Below are 20,105 nucleotides of genomic sequence, written 5' to 3' on the forward strand. Positions count from 1 at the left end.
ATTCCCTCTGTATTTTCCGGTATATCTCTTCAATCTTATATTGATCCCCTGTAAAACTGTTGCTGTTTTATGATACCTGTAAAATATTTTTCAGACTTCTTTTTATAACAGATCATTTTTTTCATTATTTCTGGATCTTCGGTACCTCAAGGATCGCTCCGCGGTTTCCGGAGGTTACCATAGACGCATATCTTGCCAGATATCCTGTGGTTACTTTTGGTTCTCTGGGCTGCCATCTCTCTTTTCTTGCCTGCATTTCCTCATCGGAAACCTTTACTTCCAGTTTCAGTGCCGGAATATCAATACTGATGATATCTCCTTCTTCGATCAGAGCAATAGGTCCTCCTACTGCCGCTTCCGGAGAAACATGTCCGATGGAGGCTCCTCTGGATGCGCCGCTGAACCTTCCGTCCGTAATAAGAGCCACTGAAGAGCCAAGTCCCATGCCTGCAATTGCGGAAGTAGGATTCAGCATTTCTCTCATTCCCGGTCCGCCTTTCGGGCCTTCGTAACGGATTACAACTACGTCTCCCGGTACAATTTTTCCGCCCTTGATGGCGTCAATGGCATCCTCTTCACAGTCAAACACTCTGGCCGGTCCTTCATGAACCATCATCTCTTCCACAACCGCAGAACGTTTTACCACTCCTCCGTCAGGAGCAAGGTTTCCTTTCAGGACTGCAAGTCCTCCTGTCTGGCTGTATGGATTGTCAATGGGGCGTATTACCTCAGGATTCAGGTTTACACAGTTTTTAATGTTTTCTCCCACAGTCTTTCCTGTGACAGTCATACACTCTGTATGAAGAAGTCCTTTTTTATCCAGCTCGTTCATAACTGCATAAACGCCGCCTGCTGCGTTTAAATCTTCCATATAAGTAGGTCCTGCCGGAGCAAGGTGACAGAGGTTTGGAGTTTTTTCACTGATGCTGTTCGCAAAGCTGATATCAAAATCCATGCCGATCTCATGGGCAATAGCCGGAAGATGAAGCATGCTGTTTGTGGAACAGCCAAGAGCCATATCCACAGTCAGAGCGTTGAGAATGGCTTCCTCTGTCATAATATCTCTTGGGCGGATATTTCTTCTGTACATTTCCATAACCTGCATTCCTGCATGTTTGGCAAGACGGATCCTTTCAGAATAAACGGCCGGGATCGTTCCGTTTCCGCCAAGCCCCATACCCAGAACCTCTGTAAGACAGTTCATGGAGTTTGCAGTATACATACCGGAACAGGATCCGCAGGTAGGGCAGGTTTTGTTTTCGTATTCTGTCAGCTCATCCTCAGAAATATTTCCTGCCGCATAAGCGCCCACTGCTTCAAACATACTGGAAAGACTGGTTTTGTGTCCGTGGATACGTCCTGCAAGCATAGGACCTCCGCTTACAAATACCGTTGGCACATTGATCCTGGCAGCTGCCATCAGAAGGCCCGGAACATTCTTGTCACAGTTCGGAACCATCACCAGGGCATCAAACTGATGAGCCATTGCCATTGCCTCAGTGGAATCCGCGATCAGATCTCTTGTAACAAGAGAATATTTCATTCCTGTATGTCCCATGGCAATGCCGTCGCAGACTGCAATGGCCGGGAATACAACAGGGGTTCCGCCAGCCATGGCAACTCCCTGTTTTACTGCATCCACTATTTTGTCAAGATTCATATGTCCGGGAACAATTTCATTGTAAGAGCTTACAATTCCTACCATGGGACGTTCCATTTCTTCCTTTGTAAATCCAAGAGCATTAAACAGGGACCTGTGCGGAGCCTGCTGTGAACCTTTTTTTACTGCATCACTTCTCATGTGTATGTTCTCCCTTCTATGTCGTAAGACAGATCAGCCCCACTGATTTTTTCTGTAAGATAAAATCCGGTAATTGCAGCTGATCTTTTCTGTAAATTCAGTATCCGGCAAATAATTCCTGATTCTGTTCCGGTTTCTTTCTGTTACACCGCTGCCGCGATCAGATCACCCATCTCAGCGGTTCCTACTGGTCTGCAGCCCTCTGACATAATGTCACCTGTCCGGTAGCCTTCTGTAAGGACCTTCTGAACAGCCGCCTCCACTGCATCTGCTTCTCTGTCAAGATCAAGTGAGTAGCGGAGCATCATTGCCGCTGACAAAATAGTTGCAATAGGATTTGCCTTATTTTGTCCTGCAATATCCGGCGCAGAGCCGTGACTGGGCTCATAAAGACCAAATTTTGTATCATTCAGACTTGCCGAAGAAAGCATTCCGATAGAGCCTGTTACCATGCTCGCCTCATCAGAAAGAATATCGCCAAACATATTCTCTGTAAGGATCACATCAAACTGTCCCGGATTGTGAACAAGCTGCATGGCGCAGTTGTCAACCAGCATATGCTCCAGAGTTACCTCCGGGTAGTCCTTTGCCACTTCTTCCACAACCTTTCTCCAGAGCCGGGAAGAGTCCAGCACATTGGCCTTATCTACGCTTGTCACCTTTTTCTTTCTCTTCATGGCAATGTCAAAGGCCTTTACTGCAATACGGCGGATTTCATTTTCGTTATAGGAAAGTGTATCAACGGCTGTTTTTATCCCATTTTCCTCAACTGTTTTTCTTTCCCCGAAATAAAGACCTCCGGTAAGCTCCCTGACAATAATCATATCAAAGCCTTCTCCAATGACCTCTTCTTTCAGGGGGCAGGCTGCCTTCAGTTCCTGATAAAGATACGCCGGACGAAGATTAGCAAAAAGATTCAAAGCCTTGCGGATTGCCAGAAGCCCTGCCTCCGGGCGTCTGGACGGTTCCAGTTTGTACCAGGGAGAAGTCTTTGCATCCCCTCCAATGGAACCCATCAGAACTGCATCAGAAGCCTTTGCAGTTTCTACTGCTTCTTCTGTCAGCGGAACTCCGTGTACGTCAATAGAAGCGCCTCCTAATAAAACCTCCGAGTAAATAAACTTATGACCATATTTGCTGCAGACAGCGTCCAGAACCTTTCTGGCCTCCCTTACAATTTCCGGTCCAATCCCGTCGCCGGGAATCAAAGCAATTTTATATTCCATTTTCTTATTTCCTTTTTCCGCAGGAAACCACCCTGCAGATCCCTTTCCTTTTTTGGATTGTTACTATAATAACGCACTTTGCGGAAGATTTCAACCTGTTAAAGCGAAAAAGTTCCATGTAAATACTGTCTAAATGTATGTCATTCTGGCTATAACTGTTAAAACTTCTTTTTTTAAGCAATTTTCCCCAAAAAATAAGCACCGGTCACCCGGTGCCTATTTTTCGTTATGCAGTTGCCTGCTCAGCTTTCTCTACTTCTGCAATTGCCTGTTTTCTCATAGGAATACGGCAGTTTTTGTTGTTTCCAAACTCTACAATAACGTCTTCTTCTGTCATGTCAATAACAACACCGTAGAAACCGCTTGTTGTTACAACGCTGTCGCCTACTTCCATACTGTTCAGCATAGCCTGAAGTCTTTTCTGCTCTTTTTTCTGAGGGCGGATCATCAGGAAATACATAATTCCAAAGATGATTACCATCCATATGATCATCATGCCCATACTTGCAGCTCCGCTTGCTTCCATTTTGTTTCCTCCTGTTTCCTGACTGTCTTACCTGCTTCCCTGTCCGGAAGCATTATAACACATCATACACAAAAATAAGAATTTCTTCAAGTGTTTTTGTTGCTTTTTTTCTATTTCTGTATTTTATTTATACAGCTTTATTCTCCTCTGAGGAAGCCTTCCAGACGCATTTTCTTATATTCTGCAAATCTTCCCTCGTCAAGGGCTTCTCTGATCTCCTCCATCATGTGATTATAAAAATACAGATTGTGAAGAACGCAGAGACGCATTCCCAGCATCTCCTTTGCTTTCAGAAGATGACGGATATAGGCTCTGCTGTAATGGCGGCAGGCCGGACACTGGCATCCCTCTTCTATCGGTCTTGTATCCAATTCATATTTTGCATTGAACATATTCATTTTTCCATGATTGGTGTACACATGGCCATGACGTCCGTTTCGGCTTGGGTATACGCAGTCAAAGAAGTCCACGCCTCTGTCCACTCCTTCAATAATATTGGCAGGCGTTCCCACTCCCATCAGATAGGTAGGTTTGTTCTGAGGCAGATACGGAACCACTGCATCCAGGATCCGATACATTTCTTCATGAGTTTCTCCTACTGCAAGTCCCCCTACCGCATAGCCGTCCAGATCCATTTTTGCGATTTCTTTTGCATGTTCAATACGGATATCTTCATAAATAGCTCCCTGATTGATACCAAAAAGAAGCTGATTCTTATTGATGGTATCCGGAAGACTGTTCAGCCTTGCCATTTCTTTTTTACATCTGGCAAGCCAGCGGGTAGTCCTCTCTACAGATTTCTGCACATAATCTCTGTCTGCAACACTGCTTGGACATTCGTCAAAAGCCATGGCAATGGTGGATGCAAGATTGGACTGGATCTGCATACTTTCCTCCGGACCCATAAAGATTTTATGTCCGTCAATATGAGACTGGAAGTGAACGCCCTCCTCCTTGATCTTGCGAAGCTTGGCAAGGGAAAACACCTGGAATCCGCCGGAATCTGTCAGGATCGGTTTGTCCCATACCATAAACTTGTGAAGCCCGCCAAGCTGTTTTACCACTTTATCGCCAGGGCGCACATGAAGATGATAGGTATTGGAAAGCTCTACCTGAGTCCCAATCTCATGAAGATCCATGGTGGACACTGCGCCTTTGATTGCGCCGATGGTTCCTACATTCATAAATACAGGGGTCTGTATTGTGCCGTGGACCGTATGAAACTCTGCCCTTTTTGCACGCCCCTCTGTTTTCAGCAACTTATATTCTGCCATAGTTCTGCTTCCTCTTTCTGCGGTAATATTTTAACTGTTTTTCAGTATAACTTGTATTGCATAAAATGTAAAGTATACAGCCAGAGGAAATCCTGCGGTTTACGCAGAAACAGATCGTGTCATTCGCACAGCCCTTCCTGTATTTGCAAAATAAAATCAGATCATTTTTATCTGTTTTTCAGAATCGCACTCCTGTTTACCCTTACAAATTGTGAAAGTTATACATTGTCATTTTAAAAACTTTGTCGTATAATGTTACGGAATCTTTATCTTATTGTTTACTTATAATAAGAAAGAATATTTGACAGATCTACAACAGATACGACACGAGGAGGCTGACTCACATTTTATGAATACATATACATTAGGAATTGATATCGGATCTACCACCGTAAAGATTGCGATTCTTGATGAAAATCAAACCCTGCTGTTTGCCGATTATCAGAGACATTTTGCAAACATTCAGGAAACTCTGGCCGATCTTCTCCAGAAAGCACATGATAAGCTTGGCGAATGTACCCTTCATCCGGTGATCACCGGTTCCGGAGGTCTTACTCTTGCCAATCATCTGGAGATCCCGTTCGTCCAGGAAGTGATCGCTGTTTCCTCCTCCCTGCAGACAATGGCGCCGCAGACAGACGTTGCCATTGAGCTTGGCGGTGAGGATGCCAAGATCATTTATTTCGAGGGCGGAAACATCGAACAGCGTATGAACGGAATCTGTGCCGGAGGTACCGGTTCTTTTATTGACCAGATGGCATCCCTTCTTCAGACAGATGCTCCGGGACTGAACGAATACGCAAAAAACTATAAAGCCCTTTATCCTATCGCGGCCCGCTGCGGTGTTTTTGCCAAAACAGACATCCAGCCTCTGATCAACGAGGGCGCTACAAAAGAGGATCTTTCTGCCTCTATTTTTCAGGCAGTTGTCAACCAGACTATTTCCGGCCTTGCCTGCGGTAAGCCAATCCGGGGACATGTTGCGTTTCTGGGTGGTCCTCTGCACTTTTTATCAGAGCTGAAAGCTGCCTTTATCCGTACTCTGAAGCTGGATGAGGAGCACACCATTGTTCCGGAAAATTCTCATCTTTTTGCGGCCATTGGCTCTGCCCTCAATGCAAAGGAAGAAGTGGCAGTTTCTCTTACGGACTTAAAAGACCGGCTCCGACATTCCATTAAGCTTGATTTTGAAGTAGAACGCATGGAGCCTCTTTTTTCTTCAGAGGAGGATTACAGAGAATTTACAGAACGCCAGAGTTCTTACAAGGTTTCCACCGGCGAGCTTTCCACCTACAGCGGAAACTGTTATCTCGGCATTGATGCAGGAAGCACCACCACGAAAACTGCCCTTGTAGGCGAAGACGGAAGCCTTCTTTATTCCTTTTACAGCAGCAACAACGGAAGTCCTCTGAATACGGCCATCCGCTCTATTCAGGAGATTTACTCCCGTCTGCCAAAGGACGCTCACATTGCCTATGCCTGTTCCACAGGATACGGAGAAGCTCTGATCAAGGCTGCGCTTCTTCTTGACGAGGGAGAGGTAGAAACCGTTTCCCATTATTATGCTGCTGCATTTTTTGATCCGGAGGTAGACTGTATCCTTGATATCGGCGGTCAGGATATGAAATGCATTAAGATCAAAAATCAGACCGTGGACAGTGTGCAGCTTAACGAAGCCTGCTCCTCCGGGTGCGGTTCCTTTATTGAAACCTTTGCAAAGTCTCTGAACTACAGTGTGCAGGATTTTGCAAAAGCGGCTCTTTATGCAGAACATCCCATTGATCTCGGAACAAGATGTACGGTATTTATGAACTCCAAGGTGAAACAGGCTCAGAAAGAAGGAGCAGAGGTTTCTGATATTTCTGCCGGACTTGCCTATTCCGTTATCAAAAATGCGCTTTACAAAGTAATCAAGGTTTCCGACGCCTCTGAGCTCGGAAAGCACATTGTGGTACAGGGCGGAACCTTTTATAATGACGCAGTTCTCAGAAGCTTTGAAAAAATCGCCGACTGCCATGCAATCCGTCCGGATATTGCAGGGATCATGGGAGCGTTCGGCGCGGCTCTGATCGCCAGGGAGCGTTACGAAGAAGGCAAAGAAACTACTATGCTCCCTATTGAAAAGATCAATTCCCTGAAATATACAACCTCCATGGCAAACTGCAGAGGCTGCACCAATAACTGCCGGCTGACTATCAACAAATTCAGCGGAGGACGCCAGTTTGTCAGCGGGAACCGATGCGAGCGCGGAATTGGCAAGGAAAAGAACAAAGAACATATTCCGAACCTTTACGAATACAAATATAAAAGAATTTTTTCCTATGAGCCACTCTCTGCAGACAAGGCAGTCCGGGGCAGGGTAGGAATCCCCCGTGTTCTTAATATGTTTGAGAACTATCCCTTCTGGTTTACCTTTTTTACAAAGCTGAATTATGAAGTAGTTCTTTCACCTACGTCCACCAGAAAAATTTATGAGCTTGGAATTGAATCCATTCCCAGTGAATCCGAATGTTATCCGGCAAAAATGGCCCACGGGCATGTAAGCTGGCTTTTGAAAAAGGGCATAAAATTCATTTTCTATCCCTGCATTCCCTATGAGCGCAACGAGTTCCCGGATGCAGTAAACCATTACAACTGCCCTATTGTCACTTCCTATGCGGAAAACATCAAAAACAATGTGGACGAGCTTCATGATCCGGAAATTGATTTCCGTAATCCTTTTCTTGCCTTTACCTCAGAAGCGGTGCTTACTGACCGCCTTGTAGAAGTTTTTAAAGATCTGCCGGCTCAGGAAGTAAAAGCTGCTGCTCACGCTGCCTGGGAAGAACTGGCCGCTGCCCGCAGAGATATTGAGAAAAAGGGTGAAGAAACTCTGGAATACCTGAAAGAAACAGGGCGCAGGGGCATTGTCCTGGCAGGCCGTCCTTACCATATTGACCCGGAAATCCATCACGGTATCCCGGATCTTATTAACAGCTACGGACTTGCTGTTCTCACAGAGGATTCCATTTCCCATCTGGCAGACATTGAGCGTCCGATCCGCGTCAATGACCAGTGGATGTATCATTCCCGGCTTTATGCTGCCGCAAGCTTTGTAAAAACAAGGGAGGATCTTGACCTGATCCAGCTGAATTCCTTTGGCTGCGGCCTGGATGCCGTTACAACCGATGAGGTGTATGAAATCCTGGACGGAAGCGGCAAGATCTACACCTGTCTGAAAATTGACGAGGTAAACAATCTCGGCGCAGCCCGTATCCGTATCCGTTCTCTTCTGGCAGCCATCCGCGCCAAAGAAAAGCAGAACAGGAAACGGAATATCCAGTCCTCTGCCATTCAAAAAGTTGTTTTTACAAAAGAAATGAAAAAGGATTACACCATCCTCTGCCCGCAGATGTCGCCTTTCCATTTCAGTATTCTCCAGGCGGCCTTTAATTCCTGCGGATACAATCTGGAGGTTCTGCCAAACGACAACAAAGGCGCTGTGGATGTGGGACTGAAATATGTAAACAATGACGCCTGCTATCCTTCGCTGATCGTTGTAGGACAGATCATGGATGCGCTTTTATCCGGCAAATATGATCTGGATAAAACAGCGGTTATTATGACCCAGACAGGAGGCGGATGCCGGGCTTCCAACTATATCGGATTTATCCGCCGTGCGCTGAAAAAAGCCGATATGGAGCAGGTTCCTGTAATCTCTTTAAACCTCAGCGGTCTGGAAAGCAATCCTGGCTTTAAGCTGACTCTCCCTCTGGTGAAAAAAATATGCTATGGAGCTGTGTTCGGAGATCTTCTTATGAAATGTGTTTACCGCATGCGTCCTTATGAACAGGAAAAAGGAATTGTCAACCGGAAACACAAAATATGGGAACAGCGGGTGATCTCTTTCCTTCAGGGAGGAAGCATCAGCCACAGCCAGTTCAAAAAAATGTGCCGTGATCTTGTTCACGAGTTTGATATGATCCCGGTTACCGGAGAACGCAGACCCCGGGTAGGAATCGTAGGAGAGATCCTGGTAAAATTCCTTCCTGCTGCAAACAATCATCTGGCTGAGCTTCTGGAAGCAGAAGGCGCCGAGGCAGTGTGCCCTGACCTGATCGACTTTATCAGCTACTGTTTCTTTAACCAGAATTTCAAGTCCGATTACCTTGGATTTAAAAAATCAAAGGCAACAGTTGCAAACTGGGGAATCAAAGGAATTGACTGGCTCCGCAAAGCCGCGGACGAAGCTCTGGAACAGAGCCGCCATTTTTCCTCTTCTGCGGATATCCGCCAGCTTGCGGAAATGGCTTCTCCTATTGTCTCTCCGGGAAATCAGACCGGAGAAGGCTGGTTCCTTACCGGCGAAATGCTGGAGCTGATCAACGGCGGCGTACCGAACATCGTGTGTATTCAGCCCTTTGGCTGCCTGCCAAACCACATTGTAGGCAAGGGCGTGATCAAGGAGATCCGCCGCAGGCATCCGGAAGCAAATATTGTTGCTATTGACTACGACCCGGGCGCCAGCGAGGTAAATCAGCTGAACCGAATCAAGCTTATGCTTTCCACTGCTGTAAAAAACATGGAAAAAGATGCGTAGTAAGCAACCTGAAGCACTCTGTATTTTATATTTTTGAATAACGGAATCCATATATAAAAAGAGGATCTTTCACCGGACAGATATACCAGTTGAAAATCCTCTTTTTTATTTTTGTCTCAGATCTTTTATTTTATCTCTGAATAAACTGCAGCCATTCTCTCATAAGCTTCTTTCAGCATTGCCCTTGGACTTGCTATATTCAGACGGATAAAGCCTCTGCCCTCGTTTCCGAAAACACTTCCCATATAAACAGAAACATTGGCTTTTTCCAGAAACCATTTTTCCAGCTCTTCCTCTGTAATTCCAAGCTTCTCATAACTGATCCAGAGAAGATATGTTCCCTGTCTTTCAAGAATCTCAAATTCCGGAAAATGTTCTGCAAAAAACTCACGTGTAAATGTTTCATTTTCATTTACATAAGCAAGCATCTGCCGGTACCATTCTTCACATTCCATATATCCGTGTTCTACAGCTGCCACTGCAAAAATAGTGGGATTATGCATACCAATACGGTCAATGGTCTGAGCAATGCGGCTTCTGATCTCCTCATCAGGAACAATCATATAAGAAACGATCACTCCCGGAACATTAAAGGTCTTTGTCAGGGATGTGGCAACGATCAGCCTCTCTCTCACTGTCTCAGATAAGGTAAGAGCCGTTGTAAAAGTAACTCCCTCTGCAACAATATCACCGTGGATCTCATCTACAAATAAAAGAAGATCATGCTTTTTGCAGAACGCTCCCACTTCTTCCAGTTCTTCTCTTGTCCACACCCGTCCTACCGGATTGTGAGGACTGCAGAGAATAAACATTTTTGTTTTATCTGTCACAACCGATTCCAGATGCTCAAAGTCGATCTTATAACTTCCGTTTTCCAGTATCAGCGGGCTTTCCACTACTTTACGGTGATTCTTTACAACAGCCTGATACAGAGGCCCATAGGCAGGCGTATTGATGATCACTTCGTCCATTTCTTCTGTAAATGTTTCCACACAGATGCTGGAAGAAACATTGATGCGCGGGCAAAATACGATTTCTTCTCTGGCAACCTCAGCCTGGTGCTTCTGCTTCATCCACTGCCGGATATTTTCGTAGAACCTGTCGCTTAAATCCGTATAGCCGAAAATACCTTTGTCAAGAATGTCCTGAAAAGCGTCAATGATCTGTTTTGGAGACCGGAAATCCATATCCGCAACGCCAAGGTGCAGCATTCCTTCTTTCTGATATTTTTTGTCCATGGTATCCCATTTTCCACAATTAGTATTTCTTCTTTCATTCCATTCATCAAAATTAATTTTCATATTCTTTGTCCTTTCCGGGCCCGCATTCTCTTATCCTATTCAGTCGTGTCTGTCACACGATTTTTTATTCTACGTCAATCCCGTCCGCTTTATTTAAAGCCACATATTCATCATAGTATTCGCTGTCTTTTGTAATCTTTTTGATACCGATTCCGGTGAATCCCCAGATTACGGCAAAGATAACACCTGTATAACAGATAATTGCCCATGGAAGATATTCCAGAGTGGAAACTCCCAGAGTTGTAGCCATGTAAACACCGGCTGCTGTCCATGGTGTAATGGGCTCTACAACGGTAGCAGAGTCTTCCAGAGTTCTGGAAAGGTTTCTTGGCTCAAGACCTTTTTTCAGGTAAGTATCCTTAAACATCTCACCTGGAATCAGGATGGACAGCTGGCCGTTTGATGTAACAAACACTGCTGTGATACAGGAAACAATTGTAGAAACAATCAGTCCTCCTGTAGACTTCACAATAGTCATAAGTTTATTCAGAACAATATTCAGTGATCCGGTTACTGCCAGTGTTCCCGCAAAGCCATAAGCGCAAAATGCGATCAATACAGTATTCAGCATGGAAACCATACCGCCTCGCTGCAGAAGCTTGGGAATATCTTCAATCAGTCCCTCTGTGGTAAATCCTGCAACATGGATCATATCCATATTAAATCCGCTGATCGCAGCGGTAAAGCAGTCCTGAAGGCTGAAATTCTGGAAAGTAACAGCATTGAAAATTGCAACCGCACTGGACGCCAGCATAATCGGAATGGTCGGCTTTTTGGCAACAGATCCGTAAAGCACAATAAGCGGCGGAAGAATGATCAACGGATTAAATTTGAAGATCTGAGAAAGTGTCTCAAAAATAATAGTAACCTTTTCCGGTGTTCCTGCTGCCGCAAGATCTCCGCCAAATGTAAAGCCTACGATCGTGTAAACAATGCAGCAGATAATAAATCCGGGGCCTGTTGTCCAGAACATATGCTGAATATGATCATAAAGCTTTCCGCCTGCCGCAATAGGGGCAAGGTTTGTTGTATCAGACAGAGGTGACATTTTGTCTCCGAAATATGCACCGGATACAATGGCGCCTGCCACGATCGGAAGAGGAGCTCCCATACCTGCCGCTACGCCCATCAGAGCAACACCGATCGTTCCCGCAGAGCCCCAGGATGTTCCGGTACATACTGATACAAACGCAGTAACCAGAAACGAAGTAACAACCAGATATTTCGGGCTGATCAGCTTCAGTCCATAAAATACCATCATCGGAATGGTTCCGCCGATCATCCAGGAACCGATCATAAATCCAACAATGATCAAAATAAAAATTGCCGGCATTGTTTTACTGAGCTTGGCTACTATAGAGTCCATAATCTCATCCCAGGTATAACCAAGATAAATTGCGATCACACCTGCAATTGCTGCTGATACCAGCATCAGAACCTCCGGACTTAAGCCCATAACCGCATATCCCACTCCCAGCAGTACGATCATTGCCAGAATCGGAATTACTGCCAGAAACAGGGTGGTCTCTTTTTTCTCTCTTACTTTTTTTGCTTTCCCACTCATAAGTATTCCTCCAAAATAAATTCATTCCACAATCTGCAAAGCAGGTTTACTGAATTTCTGCAATTACTTCTACTTCACAGAGAACGTTTTTCGGTAAAGCTTTTACTGCAACACAGGATCTTGCAGGCTTTGACACAAAATATTTTTCATATACTTTGTTAAATTCTGCGAAATCTGCCATATCGCTTAAAAAGCAGGTGGTTTTTACTACGTTCTCAAAGCAGGTTCCTGCTTCATCCAAAATCGCTTTCACATTTTCCATTACCTGCTCTGCCTGAGCCGTAATATCAGTTCCCACAATCTCCCCTGTCTCAGGGCTTGCCGGAATTTGTCCGGAACTGAATAAAATATTTTTCAGTATAATTCCCTGTGAATATGGTCCAATAGCTGCCGGTGCTTTCAATGTGTTCACCACTTTTAACATTTTCTCTTCCTCCCACATTATTTTTTTGTTCAATTTGATAATATCACTAAATTATTTTTTAGTCAATGAAATTAAGTTTCTTTTTATATGTCATTTTTACTGAATTTCATTTCAGTTTTTATTGCATATTGCACGAAAGAAGATTATAATTAAAAAAAATGGATAATTAAAAAAGGAACGCTATGAAAAAAGAATATATTACTTTAACTCAAAATGAACGAATGATACTGCAGTCTTATATCCCTGTTGTCCAGGGACTGGGACAATATCTTGGAGAAGGCTATGAAGTCATACTGCACAATCTGGAGTCTCTGGAACACTCTGTTATGCAGATTGTAAACGGTCACCATTCCGGCAGAAAAATCGGAGCTCCCATCACAGATCTTGCTCTTGGCATGCTCTCACAAATTGAAAACTCAAAAGATCATTCTGCCATTTCTTATTTTAACCGCAGGCAGGACGGAGTGATACTGAAGTCCACAACGATCCCCATTCCCGGTGAAGGAAACCGTATTATTGGAATGATCTGCATCAATTTTTATACGAATATTCCACTCTCAACTGTAATCCAGCAGATGATCCCGGAAGACCTTAATTCCCTGCAGAGCTTCCCGCACACAACAGAAACCTTTACCGAAAATGTGGACGATCTGATCGAGACGGCCCTTGCCGACGTAAAAGACCAGATTTTAAACGACACGTCCATTTCCACCAACAACAAAAACAAAGAAATTGTAACCGCCCTCTACAAAAAAGGAATTTTTAACCTGAAAGACAGTGTGATCAAGGTGGCCGGCCGCCTGAATATTTCCAAGAATACCGTTTACATGCATATTCGGAATCTAAAAAACGAACTGCCGGAGTAAGGGACTGCCTGTATGAGCATTTCTGAAAAAGGATCAATACCTTTACAGCCTTTTTTCGTCCCAAATCCGATGATAAAATACGGGTATTTTATGATGATTTATGAATTTCTCCCAAACTGCAAAAAACCCTTGAAAATGCCCATTTTCTGAGCTTTTCAAGGGTTTTAAAGTTCATGTTGTCTGGAAAATTAGTTTCCCATCTGTTTTGCTACTTCAGCTGCAAAATCCTCTTCCTTCTTCTCGATTCCTTCGCCGGTCTCGAAACGAACAAAGCCTTTGATTGCAACGTTTGCGCCATTTTCTTTAGCAACCTGCTCTACGTATTTAGCAACAGTCTGTTTTCCATCCTCTGCTTTAACGTAAACCTGATCAAGAAGGCAGATTTCTTTCAGCTCTTTGTTGATACGTCCGGTGATCATACCCTGGATAACCTTCTCCGGTTTCTGGGACTCTTTCGGATCGTTCATGATCTGAGCAAGAAGGATCTCTTTTTCATGAGCGATGTAATCAGCGCTCACTTCAGAGCTGTTAGTGTACTGTGGTTTCAGAGCTGCAATCTGCATTGCAACATTCTTAGCCATCTCTTTTACAGCGTCGTTTACAACGTCTGTCTCTACGTCAACAAGAACACCGATTTTTCCGCCCATATGTGTATAGGAAGCAACGAAGCCGTTCTCTTCTTTTACCTGAGCAAATCTTCTGATGTTCATGTTCTCGCCGATAACTGCGATCTGAGCTGCAAGAGCTTCTTTTACAGTCTGCTCGTTATTCAGTGCCCATGTCTCTGCAAGGAAAGCATCGATATCAGCTGCTGTAGTAGTAAGCGCCTGTGCGGCAACGTCTGCAACATAGCTCTGGAATTTTTCATTCTTTGCTACGAAGTCTGTCTCTGCATTAACCTCAACAACTACTGCGCTCTTAGCATCCTCTGCAACAACAGTCTTGCAAAGACCTTCTGCTGCTACACGGCTTGCTTTTTTCTGAGCAGTTGCAAGTCCTTTTTCGCGAAGGAACTCTACTGCTTTATCCATATCGCCTTCTGTAGCTGTAAGAGCTTTCTTACAGTCCATCATTCCGGCGCCGGTCATTTCTCTTAACTCTTTTACCTGTGCTGCTGTAATAGCCATCTCAATTTCCTCCTGGATATTTTTAACCTGAATAATTTAATAAAATAAAATTACTCTTCTACTGTCTCAGCAAACTCCTCAGACTCTGCTTCGATCTCGCCGTCAGCCTCAGCTGTACCCTGGTTTGCCTCGATAACAGCGTCTGCCATCTTGGAAACGATGAGTTTTACGGCACGGATAGCGTCATCATTACCCGGAATTACATAATCAAGCTCTTCCGGATCGCAGTTTGTATCACAGATACCGATAAGCGGAATACCTAATGTATGAGCTTCCTGTACGCAGATTCTCTCTTTTTTCGGGTCAACGATGAAGATAGCGTCCGGAAGACGTTTCATCTCTTTGATACCACCAAGGTTTTTCTGCAGTTTTGTAAGCTCTTTTCTTAATTCAATAACTTCTTTCTTAGGAAGCACGTCAAATGTTCCGTCAGCCTCCATAGCCTCGATCTCTTTCAGTCTTGCGATACGGCTCTGGATTGTCTTGAAGTTTGTAAGCATACCGCCAAGCCATCTCTCGTTTACATAGAACTGTCCGCAGCGCTCTGCCTCAACCTTGATAGCATCCTGAGCCTGTTTCTTTGTTCCTACGAAAAGGATGTTTCCGCCGTTTGCTACGATGTCAGCGATTGCATTGTAAGCATCGTCAACCATACCTACAGACTGCTGAAGGTCGATGATATAGATACCGTTTCTCTCTGTGTAGATGTACGGAGCCATTTTAGGGTTCCATCTTCTTGTCTGATGTCCGAAATGAACACCTGCTTCCAAAAGCTGTTTCATTGAAATAACGCTCATGTTTTTGTTCTCCTTTTTTGGTTAGATTCTTCCGCGCGGATCATTTTCTATCTGGACCCCGCCGTCACACCGTATGGGCACCATCCATCGGAATCTCCACGCGTGATTATTTTGCAACTCTTGGAGTATAACACACAAAAACCCTCTGTGTAAAGAGGGTTTTCCTGTTTTTAGCTGTATTTTCAGCATTTTTTCTGTTTTTCTGCTGAAGAGCCGCCTGTATTTTTTAATTTTTGAACCTCTTCCTCTGTAAGAGGACGGTATTCTCCTTTTTTCAGTTCATCCGGAAGAGTAAGTGGTCCCATGGAGATCCTTTTCAGATAAATCACGGGCTTTCCCACTGCCTTCATCATCCGCTTGACCTGGTGAAATTTTCCCTCTCTGATGGTCAGAAGCAGTTCTGTATAGCTCTCCGGAAGGTTTTCTGTGCGTACCCGGCGCAAAAGCTCAGCCTTTTCTCTGTCGCTGTCTTCCTGAGGAAAAAGCTGCACCTTTGCCGGAAGCGTCAGTCTTTTTTCTCCAATATCAATCCCCTGCTCCAGCTTTTGTCTGTCCTCTTCTGTTACCGTTCCCTCCACTCTTACGAAATACGTTTTTTCCACATGATGCGCCGGGGATAAAAGCTCATGAGCCAGTCCCCCGTCATCTGTGATAAGAAGAAGTCCTTCTGTATCCTTATCCAGACGTCCTACGGGAAACATTCCCTTTCTTGCCTCCGGAATCAGTTCCATCACTGTTCTGTCATATCTGTCCTCCGTGGCGCTTACGTAACCGGCCGGCTTATGAAGAATGTAGTACACAAACTCCGGAGCCATGGATACAGGATTTCCCAGAAGCTCCACCCGGTCCTCTTCTGTTATCTTTTGCTCCGGTTTTTTCACAGTCCTGCCGTTGACCTGCACCAGACCTTTTTGTATGAATTTTTTTACCTCGCTTCTGGTTCCCTTTCCGGCATCCGCCAGAAATTTATCCAGTCTCACTGCTTTACTCATCCGCTCCCTCTCTTTTTTCTTTCTCAACAGAAATCTCTGCGGGTCCGTCGACCCCTCCTGTAACCTCTGTCCTCTCCGGGTTTCCTGTCTCCGTCAGTTCGCCTTCCCTGTTGTCCGTACTTCCGCTTTCCTGACGGATAAATTCCGGAATGCGGCCCCTCAGGAACTCTGCATAACATTCTTCCCCCTGTTCTGTCTGAAAGATTGCCGCTACATCCGGTTCATATTCTATCCAGGCAAAAGTGCCGAAAGATGGAGCCGCCGCCTGTACCAGAGCTTCAAGCTGTTCTTTTTCTGTATATTCTGCAGCTGTTTCTTCTTCTCCCGATTCATTATAATAGAGGATCTTTGCTTTTTTGATTTCCGTTTCTTCAAAGCTTAAAGGATATCCTGTCTCTTTAAGAACCGCAATCGTATTTTTATAAGAAGGAAAAAGATTTATTTCTCCATATGCACGTTTTTCCGGTTTCTCTTCTCCTGGGACCAGACTGTGGATATCTTCAGTTACCGGAAGTATATAGCTTATATGAAGCTCTGCAAAAGGAAGAGCAAGCAAATCTTCCGGAGCAGCTTCCTGAATATCTGTTTTTACCGCCTCAATCAGTTTTTTCTGTTTTTCCGGATGATCCTGAAAAATATCATATCCTCTTCCGTTTCCTGAAATAAAAGAAATATTATCCAGATATGCGGTATCTGAAGCCAGAAATTGTTCTGTTTTATTTTTCAGATTTTCTTCTTTATAAAGATTATACAAAAGCTCACCGCATTCTTCTGTATTTATCACATAACTGCGCTTCACTTCTCTGCCTGACCGAAGCTGATACCCCAGCTGCAAACGGCGAAAAGTTCCTTCTTCTGTCTGTTCTCCTCCATATCTGAACTTTCTGTTTTCCTGATTTTCAACAATTTTCTGCAGAATCTCATAGGTTTCCTCTCCGATTCCGTCTTTTCCGGAAAAAGCATTCTCTCTTTTCTCCCAGGATGTAGAGTCTTCTATAGAGAATGTACCGTCTTCCTGTTCTTTTACATAGTCTGTCATATCGCCGGACAGTGTCATCATATCCAGGTTGAGCGCTTTGATGTCTTCCTGACGGGGAATATAGGCATCAAAATTCAGAAGATCCTTCTGGTAAATCAGTGCGCATACTGTAACAAGGACCGCCGCCGCAAGCAGCTGTACCTTTTTGGAAAAAAATGCGTGAAAATCCATTTGGTACAATGCTTCTATCATTCCATGAGCAAGTACCGTTCCAAGTATCATTCCAAATACACACCAGATATTCCGAGCGTGACTTGTGGGAATCAGATAAAAAACAAAGCCTGTTCCCATGCCGCACGGCACAACAACCATAAATTTTATTACTGCTGCCAGTTTCCCATACACCATTGGTTTCCCTGCTGCCTCAGACGGCCTGTGTATGTAGGCAAAATAAGAGACCGCTGTAAATATCAATGTCAGAACAAACAGAACAGCCGCCAGTGCCGCGCCCTGTCCAGCCTCATATTTTTGCCAGAACGCAGCCGTCAGAGTAATCGGCGAGGCATAGTCCTCCAATGCTTTAAAAATCCCATATGGATAGTTTGAAGAAAAGGTGTCGAAAAAGCCGTATGCGCAAAATGACATCAAGATTCCCAATGCCGGTCCATATAACTGCATACCTGCCAGGCATAAAACTCCCATGAGAAAATTCCCCGTCACACAAAAAACAAGGACTATACTGAAATAAAACAGAAAGTATAAAAGCAAATGAACAAGCAAAAGTCTGGCAGCCAGCTCCATAAGCTTCAGACTGAAAAATCCTTTTGCCGCTCCTATACAAACCGCAAAAAACTCCATGATCATATAAGGAACAAGATAGTATAAAAGCCCCGTGTATACACGATTCCAGAACATCCGGGAACGCTTTACCGGAAGGCTGTGATAAAAATCCACCTTTTTACGGGAATAAACATAGCTGAATCCATTTATACTGTTCATTATGGCAGCCACAATGGTTATTGCTCCTCCTGTAAAGACCAGCTTTTCTTTCCACAGTCCCTCATAGAGCAGATGAAGCTGATCCGGCGTATACCGGGCCGCTTTCCAGTTTCCCACCACAAGAAGCAGTGCAACAGGAAATGCCAAGAAGAACCCCAGACTCAAAAACGCAGGAATCCAGCTTTTTCCTCTGGAAACAGTTCTCACGTATTCAGAAGAACATATTTTTGATTTCATAGCCTGCCACCTCCGTTTCACTAATAAAAATTTCTTCCAGAGTCAAAGGAAGAATTTCACAGAAAAGGGGATTTTTCCCCTGTATTTTCTCCATGATCTGCTCCCGGGTTCCCCGTACAGTCAGAAGCAGCAGAGAACCCTGGTGCTCCGTCTTTAATACATCCATTTCTTTCTGAAGCTGACGTTCCTGATCTTTGTCTTTCAGAACACACTGGATTTTATGAATATGAAATTTCATATCCTCCAGATCTCTGGAAAGCAGAATTCCTCCTTTATACAGAAGTCCCACATGGTCGCAGATATCCTCCAGTTCTCTGAGGTTATGAGACGCGATCACCGGTGTGAATTCTCTTCCCATGATCTCTGATGCAAAAAGGCTTTTTACTCCCTGGCGCATAACCGGATCAAGACCGTCAAAAGTCTCATCGCAGAGCAGGTATTTTGTACCGGCGCTGACTCCCAGGAGCACAAGAAGCTGTTTTCTCATTCCTTTTGAAAAAGTACTGATTCGTTTTTTATCATCCATATGAAACTGCCGCAGGAATTTTGAAAATCTCTGCACATCAAATTTCGGATAATAACATCTGTAAAAATCTGCTATATCCCGTGGTGTATAATCAGCCGGGAAATAACTGTCGTCAGGTATATAAAAAATACAGGCTTTTGCTTTTTCATTATCGTATATACTTTCGCCGTCAATCTCTATCTCCCCCTCATCCGGCTTCAAAATCCCTGCCGCCATACGAAGAAGAGTACTTTTTCCTGCACCGTTGCTTCCCACCAGACCAAACACTTCTCTTTCTCCTATTTCAAGAGAAACTTTATCCACTGCTTTTACGGAGCCAAAAGACTTGCTGCATTTTTTTATCTCTATCATTGGCCTTCCTCCTCATAACAGGAGTTTACCACCTGTATCAGCTCTCCCTTCTGTATTCCCAGGCTCTGCCCTTTTTGTACAGTTTTTCGAAGCTCTTTACGGTAATCCTCCCTTTTTATTTTTAATATCTGATTGGCATCTGCCACAAAATTCCCCCTGCCCTTAACCGGATAGATCAATCCCTCCTGTTCCAGCTCCGCATAGGCCCTCTGTATGGTATTGGGATTGATGGAAAGCTCCATGGCAAGCTGACGGACAGAAGGAAGACGGCTGCCTGCCGGAAGAGCCTCCTGATAGATCAGTACACGGAATTTTTCTGTTACCTGCTCATAGATCGGTCTGCGATCCTGATAATCCAAGATAATAATAAGACGTTCCTCCCTTCTGGCTTATAGTGTATTAACTGTATTGATACACTTATTGTACCATATATTTAAAATCTATTCAAGATTTTTATACAAGAAAAAACCGCCAGAAGGCTGGGCATAAGCCGCAGCACACTCTGGCGGATGTTAAAAAATAAATCTCTGTAATGT

General features: G+C 44.3%; 16 protein-coding genes. 3 read left to right on the forward strand and 13 right to left on the reverse strand.

Annotated features, from left to right (window positions below):
- Positions 1-124: 124 nt before the first annotated feature.
- The 4 genes from ilvD to tgt all read right to left on the reverse strand — a co-directional run bounded on the left by ilvD (position 125) and on the right by tgt (position 4,827).
- On the reverse strand, positions 125-1,801 hold the full coding sequence (gene ilvD / locus NSA57_RS02305; protein ID WP_138269805.1) for a dihydroxy-acid dehydratase: 1,677 nt from the start codon (positions 1,799-1,801) through the stop codon (positions 125-127).
- A gap of 143 nt (positions 1,802-1,944) precedes the next feature.
- Entirely contained in the window at positions 1,945-3,027 is a 1,083-nt protein-coding gene (leuB, locus tag NSA57_RS02310; protein WP_147598168.1) for a 3-isopropylmalate dehydrogenase, read from the reverse strand.
- 226 nt (positions 3,028-3,253) lie between these two features.
- On the reverse strand, positions 3,254-3,553 hold the full coding sequence (gene yajC, locus NSA57_RS02315; RefSeq protein WP_022066724.1) for a preprotein translocase subunit YajC: 300 nt from the start codon (positions 3,551-3,553) through the stop codon (positions 3,254-3,256).
- Between the two features lie 137 nt (positions 3,554-3,690).
- On the reverse strand, positions 3,691-4,827 hold the full coding sequence (gene tgt, locus NSA57_RS02320) for a tRNA guanosine(34) transglycosylase Tgt (RefSeq protein ID WP_173752336.1): 1,137 nt from the start codon (positions 4,825-4,827) through the stop codon (positions 3,691-3,693).
- Between the two features lie 349 nt (positions 4,828-5,176).
- Between tgt and NSA57_RS02325 the strand changes: the two genes are divergently transcribed.
- On the forward strand, positions 5,177-9,406 hold the full coding sequence (locus tag NSA57_RS02325; RefSeq protein WP_257463870.1) for a 2-hydroxyacyl-CoA dehydratase: 4,230 nt from the start codon (positions 5,177-5,179) through the stop codon (positions 9,404-9,406).
- A gap of 125 nt (positions 9,407-9,531) precedes the next feature.
- On the opposite strand, the gene NSA57_RS02330 is transcribed toward NSA57_RS02325, so the two are convergent.
- The 3 genes from NSA57_RS02330 to NSA57_RS02340 all read right to left on the reverse strand — a co-directional run bounded on the left by NSA57_RS02330 (position 9,532) and on the right by NSA57_RS02340 (position 12,695).
- On the reverse strand, positions 9,532-10,707 hold the full coding sequence (locus NSA57_RS02330; protein ID WP_257463871.1) for a MalY/PatB family protein: 1,176 nt from the start codon (positions 10,705-10,707) through the stop codon (positions 9,532-9,534).
- A 64-nt stretch (positions 10,708-10,771) separates the two neighbouring features.
- Positions 10,772-12,271, reverse strand: a complete 1,500-nt coding sequence (nhaC, locus tag NSA57_RS02335; protein ID WP_173752338.1) for a Na+/H+ antiporter NhaC — start codon at positions 12,269-12,271, stop codon at positions 10,772-10,774.
- A 46-nt stretch (positions 12,272-12,317) separates the two neighbouring features.
- Positions 12,318-12,695, reverse strand: coding sequence for a RidA family protein (locus NSA57_RS02340; RefSeq protein WP_022066717.1), 378 nt, complete (start codon positions 12,693-12,695; stop codon positions 12,318-12,320).
- Between the two features lie 182 nt (positions 12,696-12,877).
- On the opposite strand from NSA57_RS02340, the gene NSA57_RS02345 reads away from it, so the two are divergent.
- Positions 12,878-13,561: a helix-turn-helix transcriptional regulator gene (locus tag NSA57_RS02345; protein ID WP_257463872.1), complete on the forward strand. Its 684-nt coding sequence runs from the start codon at positions 12,878-12,880 to the stop codon at positions 13,559-13,561.
- A gap of 188 nt (positions 13,562-13,749) precedes the next feature.
- Here the strand turns inward: NSA57_RS02345 and tsf are convergent, their stop codons facing one another.
- From tsf to NSA57_RS02375, 6 genes are all read right to left on the reverse strand, one after another.
- Positions 13,750-14,688: a translation elongation factor Ts gene (gene tsf / locus NSA57_RS02350; RefSeq protein ID WP_138271386.1), complete on the reverse strand. Its 939-nt coding sequence runs from the start codon at positions 14,686-14,688 to the stop codon at positions 13,750-13,752.
- A gap of 50 nt (positions 14,689-14,738) precedes the next feature.
- Entirely contained in the window at positions 14,739-15,485 is a 747-nt protein-coding gene (gene rpsB / locus NSA57_RS02355) for a 30S ribosomal protein S2 (RefSeq protein WP_022067527.1), read from the reverse strand.
- Between the two features lie 182 nt (positions 15,486-15,667).
- Positions 15,668-16,477 (reverse strand): pseudouridine synthase, encoded by an 810-nt coding sequence (locus NSA57_RS02360; RefSeq protein ID WP_257463873.1) that lies wholly within the window; start codon positions 16,475-16,477, stop codon positions 15,668-15,670.
- Positions 16,470-18,692, reverse strand: coding sequence for a DUF6449 domain-containing protein (locus NSA57_RS02365; protein WP_257463874.1), 2,223 nt, complete (start codon positions 18,690-18,692; stop codon positions 16,470-16,472). The genes NSA57_RS02360 and NSA57_RS02365 overlap by 8 nt, the downstream gene beginning before the upstream one ends.
- A complete protein-coding gene (locus NSA57_RS02370) occupies positions 18,667-19,569 on the reverse strand; it encodes an ABC transporter ATP-binding protein (protein ID WP_257463875.1) in 903 nt (300 codons plus the stop codon). Before NSA57_RS02370 ends, NSA57_RS02365 begins: the two co-directional genes overlap by 26 nt.
- Positions 19,566-19,928 (reverse strand): GntR family transcriptional regulator, encoded by a 363-nt coding sequence (locus NSA57_RS02375; RefSeq protein WP_179979119.1) that lies wholly within the window; start codon positions 19,926-19,928, stop codon positions 19,566-19,568. The genes NSA57_RS02370 and NSA57_RS02375 overlap by 4 nt, the downstream gene beginning before the upstream one ends.
- A gap of 96 nt (positions 19,929-20,024) precedes the next feature.
- Here NSA57_RS02375 and NSA57_RS19890 point away from each other — a divergent pair, with 96 nt between their 5' ends.
- On the forward strand, positions 20,025-20,102 hold the full coding sequence (locus tag NSA57_RS19890) for a helix-turn-helix domain-containing protein (RefSeq protein ID WP_408611611.1): 78 nt from the start codon (positions 20,025-20,027) through the stop codon (positions 20,100-20,102).
- The last annotated feature ends 3 nt before the right edge of the window (positions 20,103-20,105 follow it).

This window comes from Blautia caecimuris (genome assembly GCF_024622975.1).
Lineage (GTDB): Bacteria > Bacillota > Clostridia > Lachnospirales > Lachnospiraceae > Blautia_A > Blautia_A caecimuris.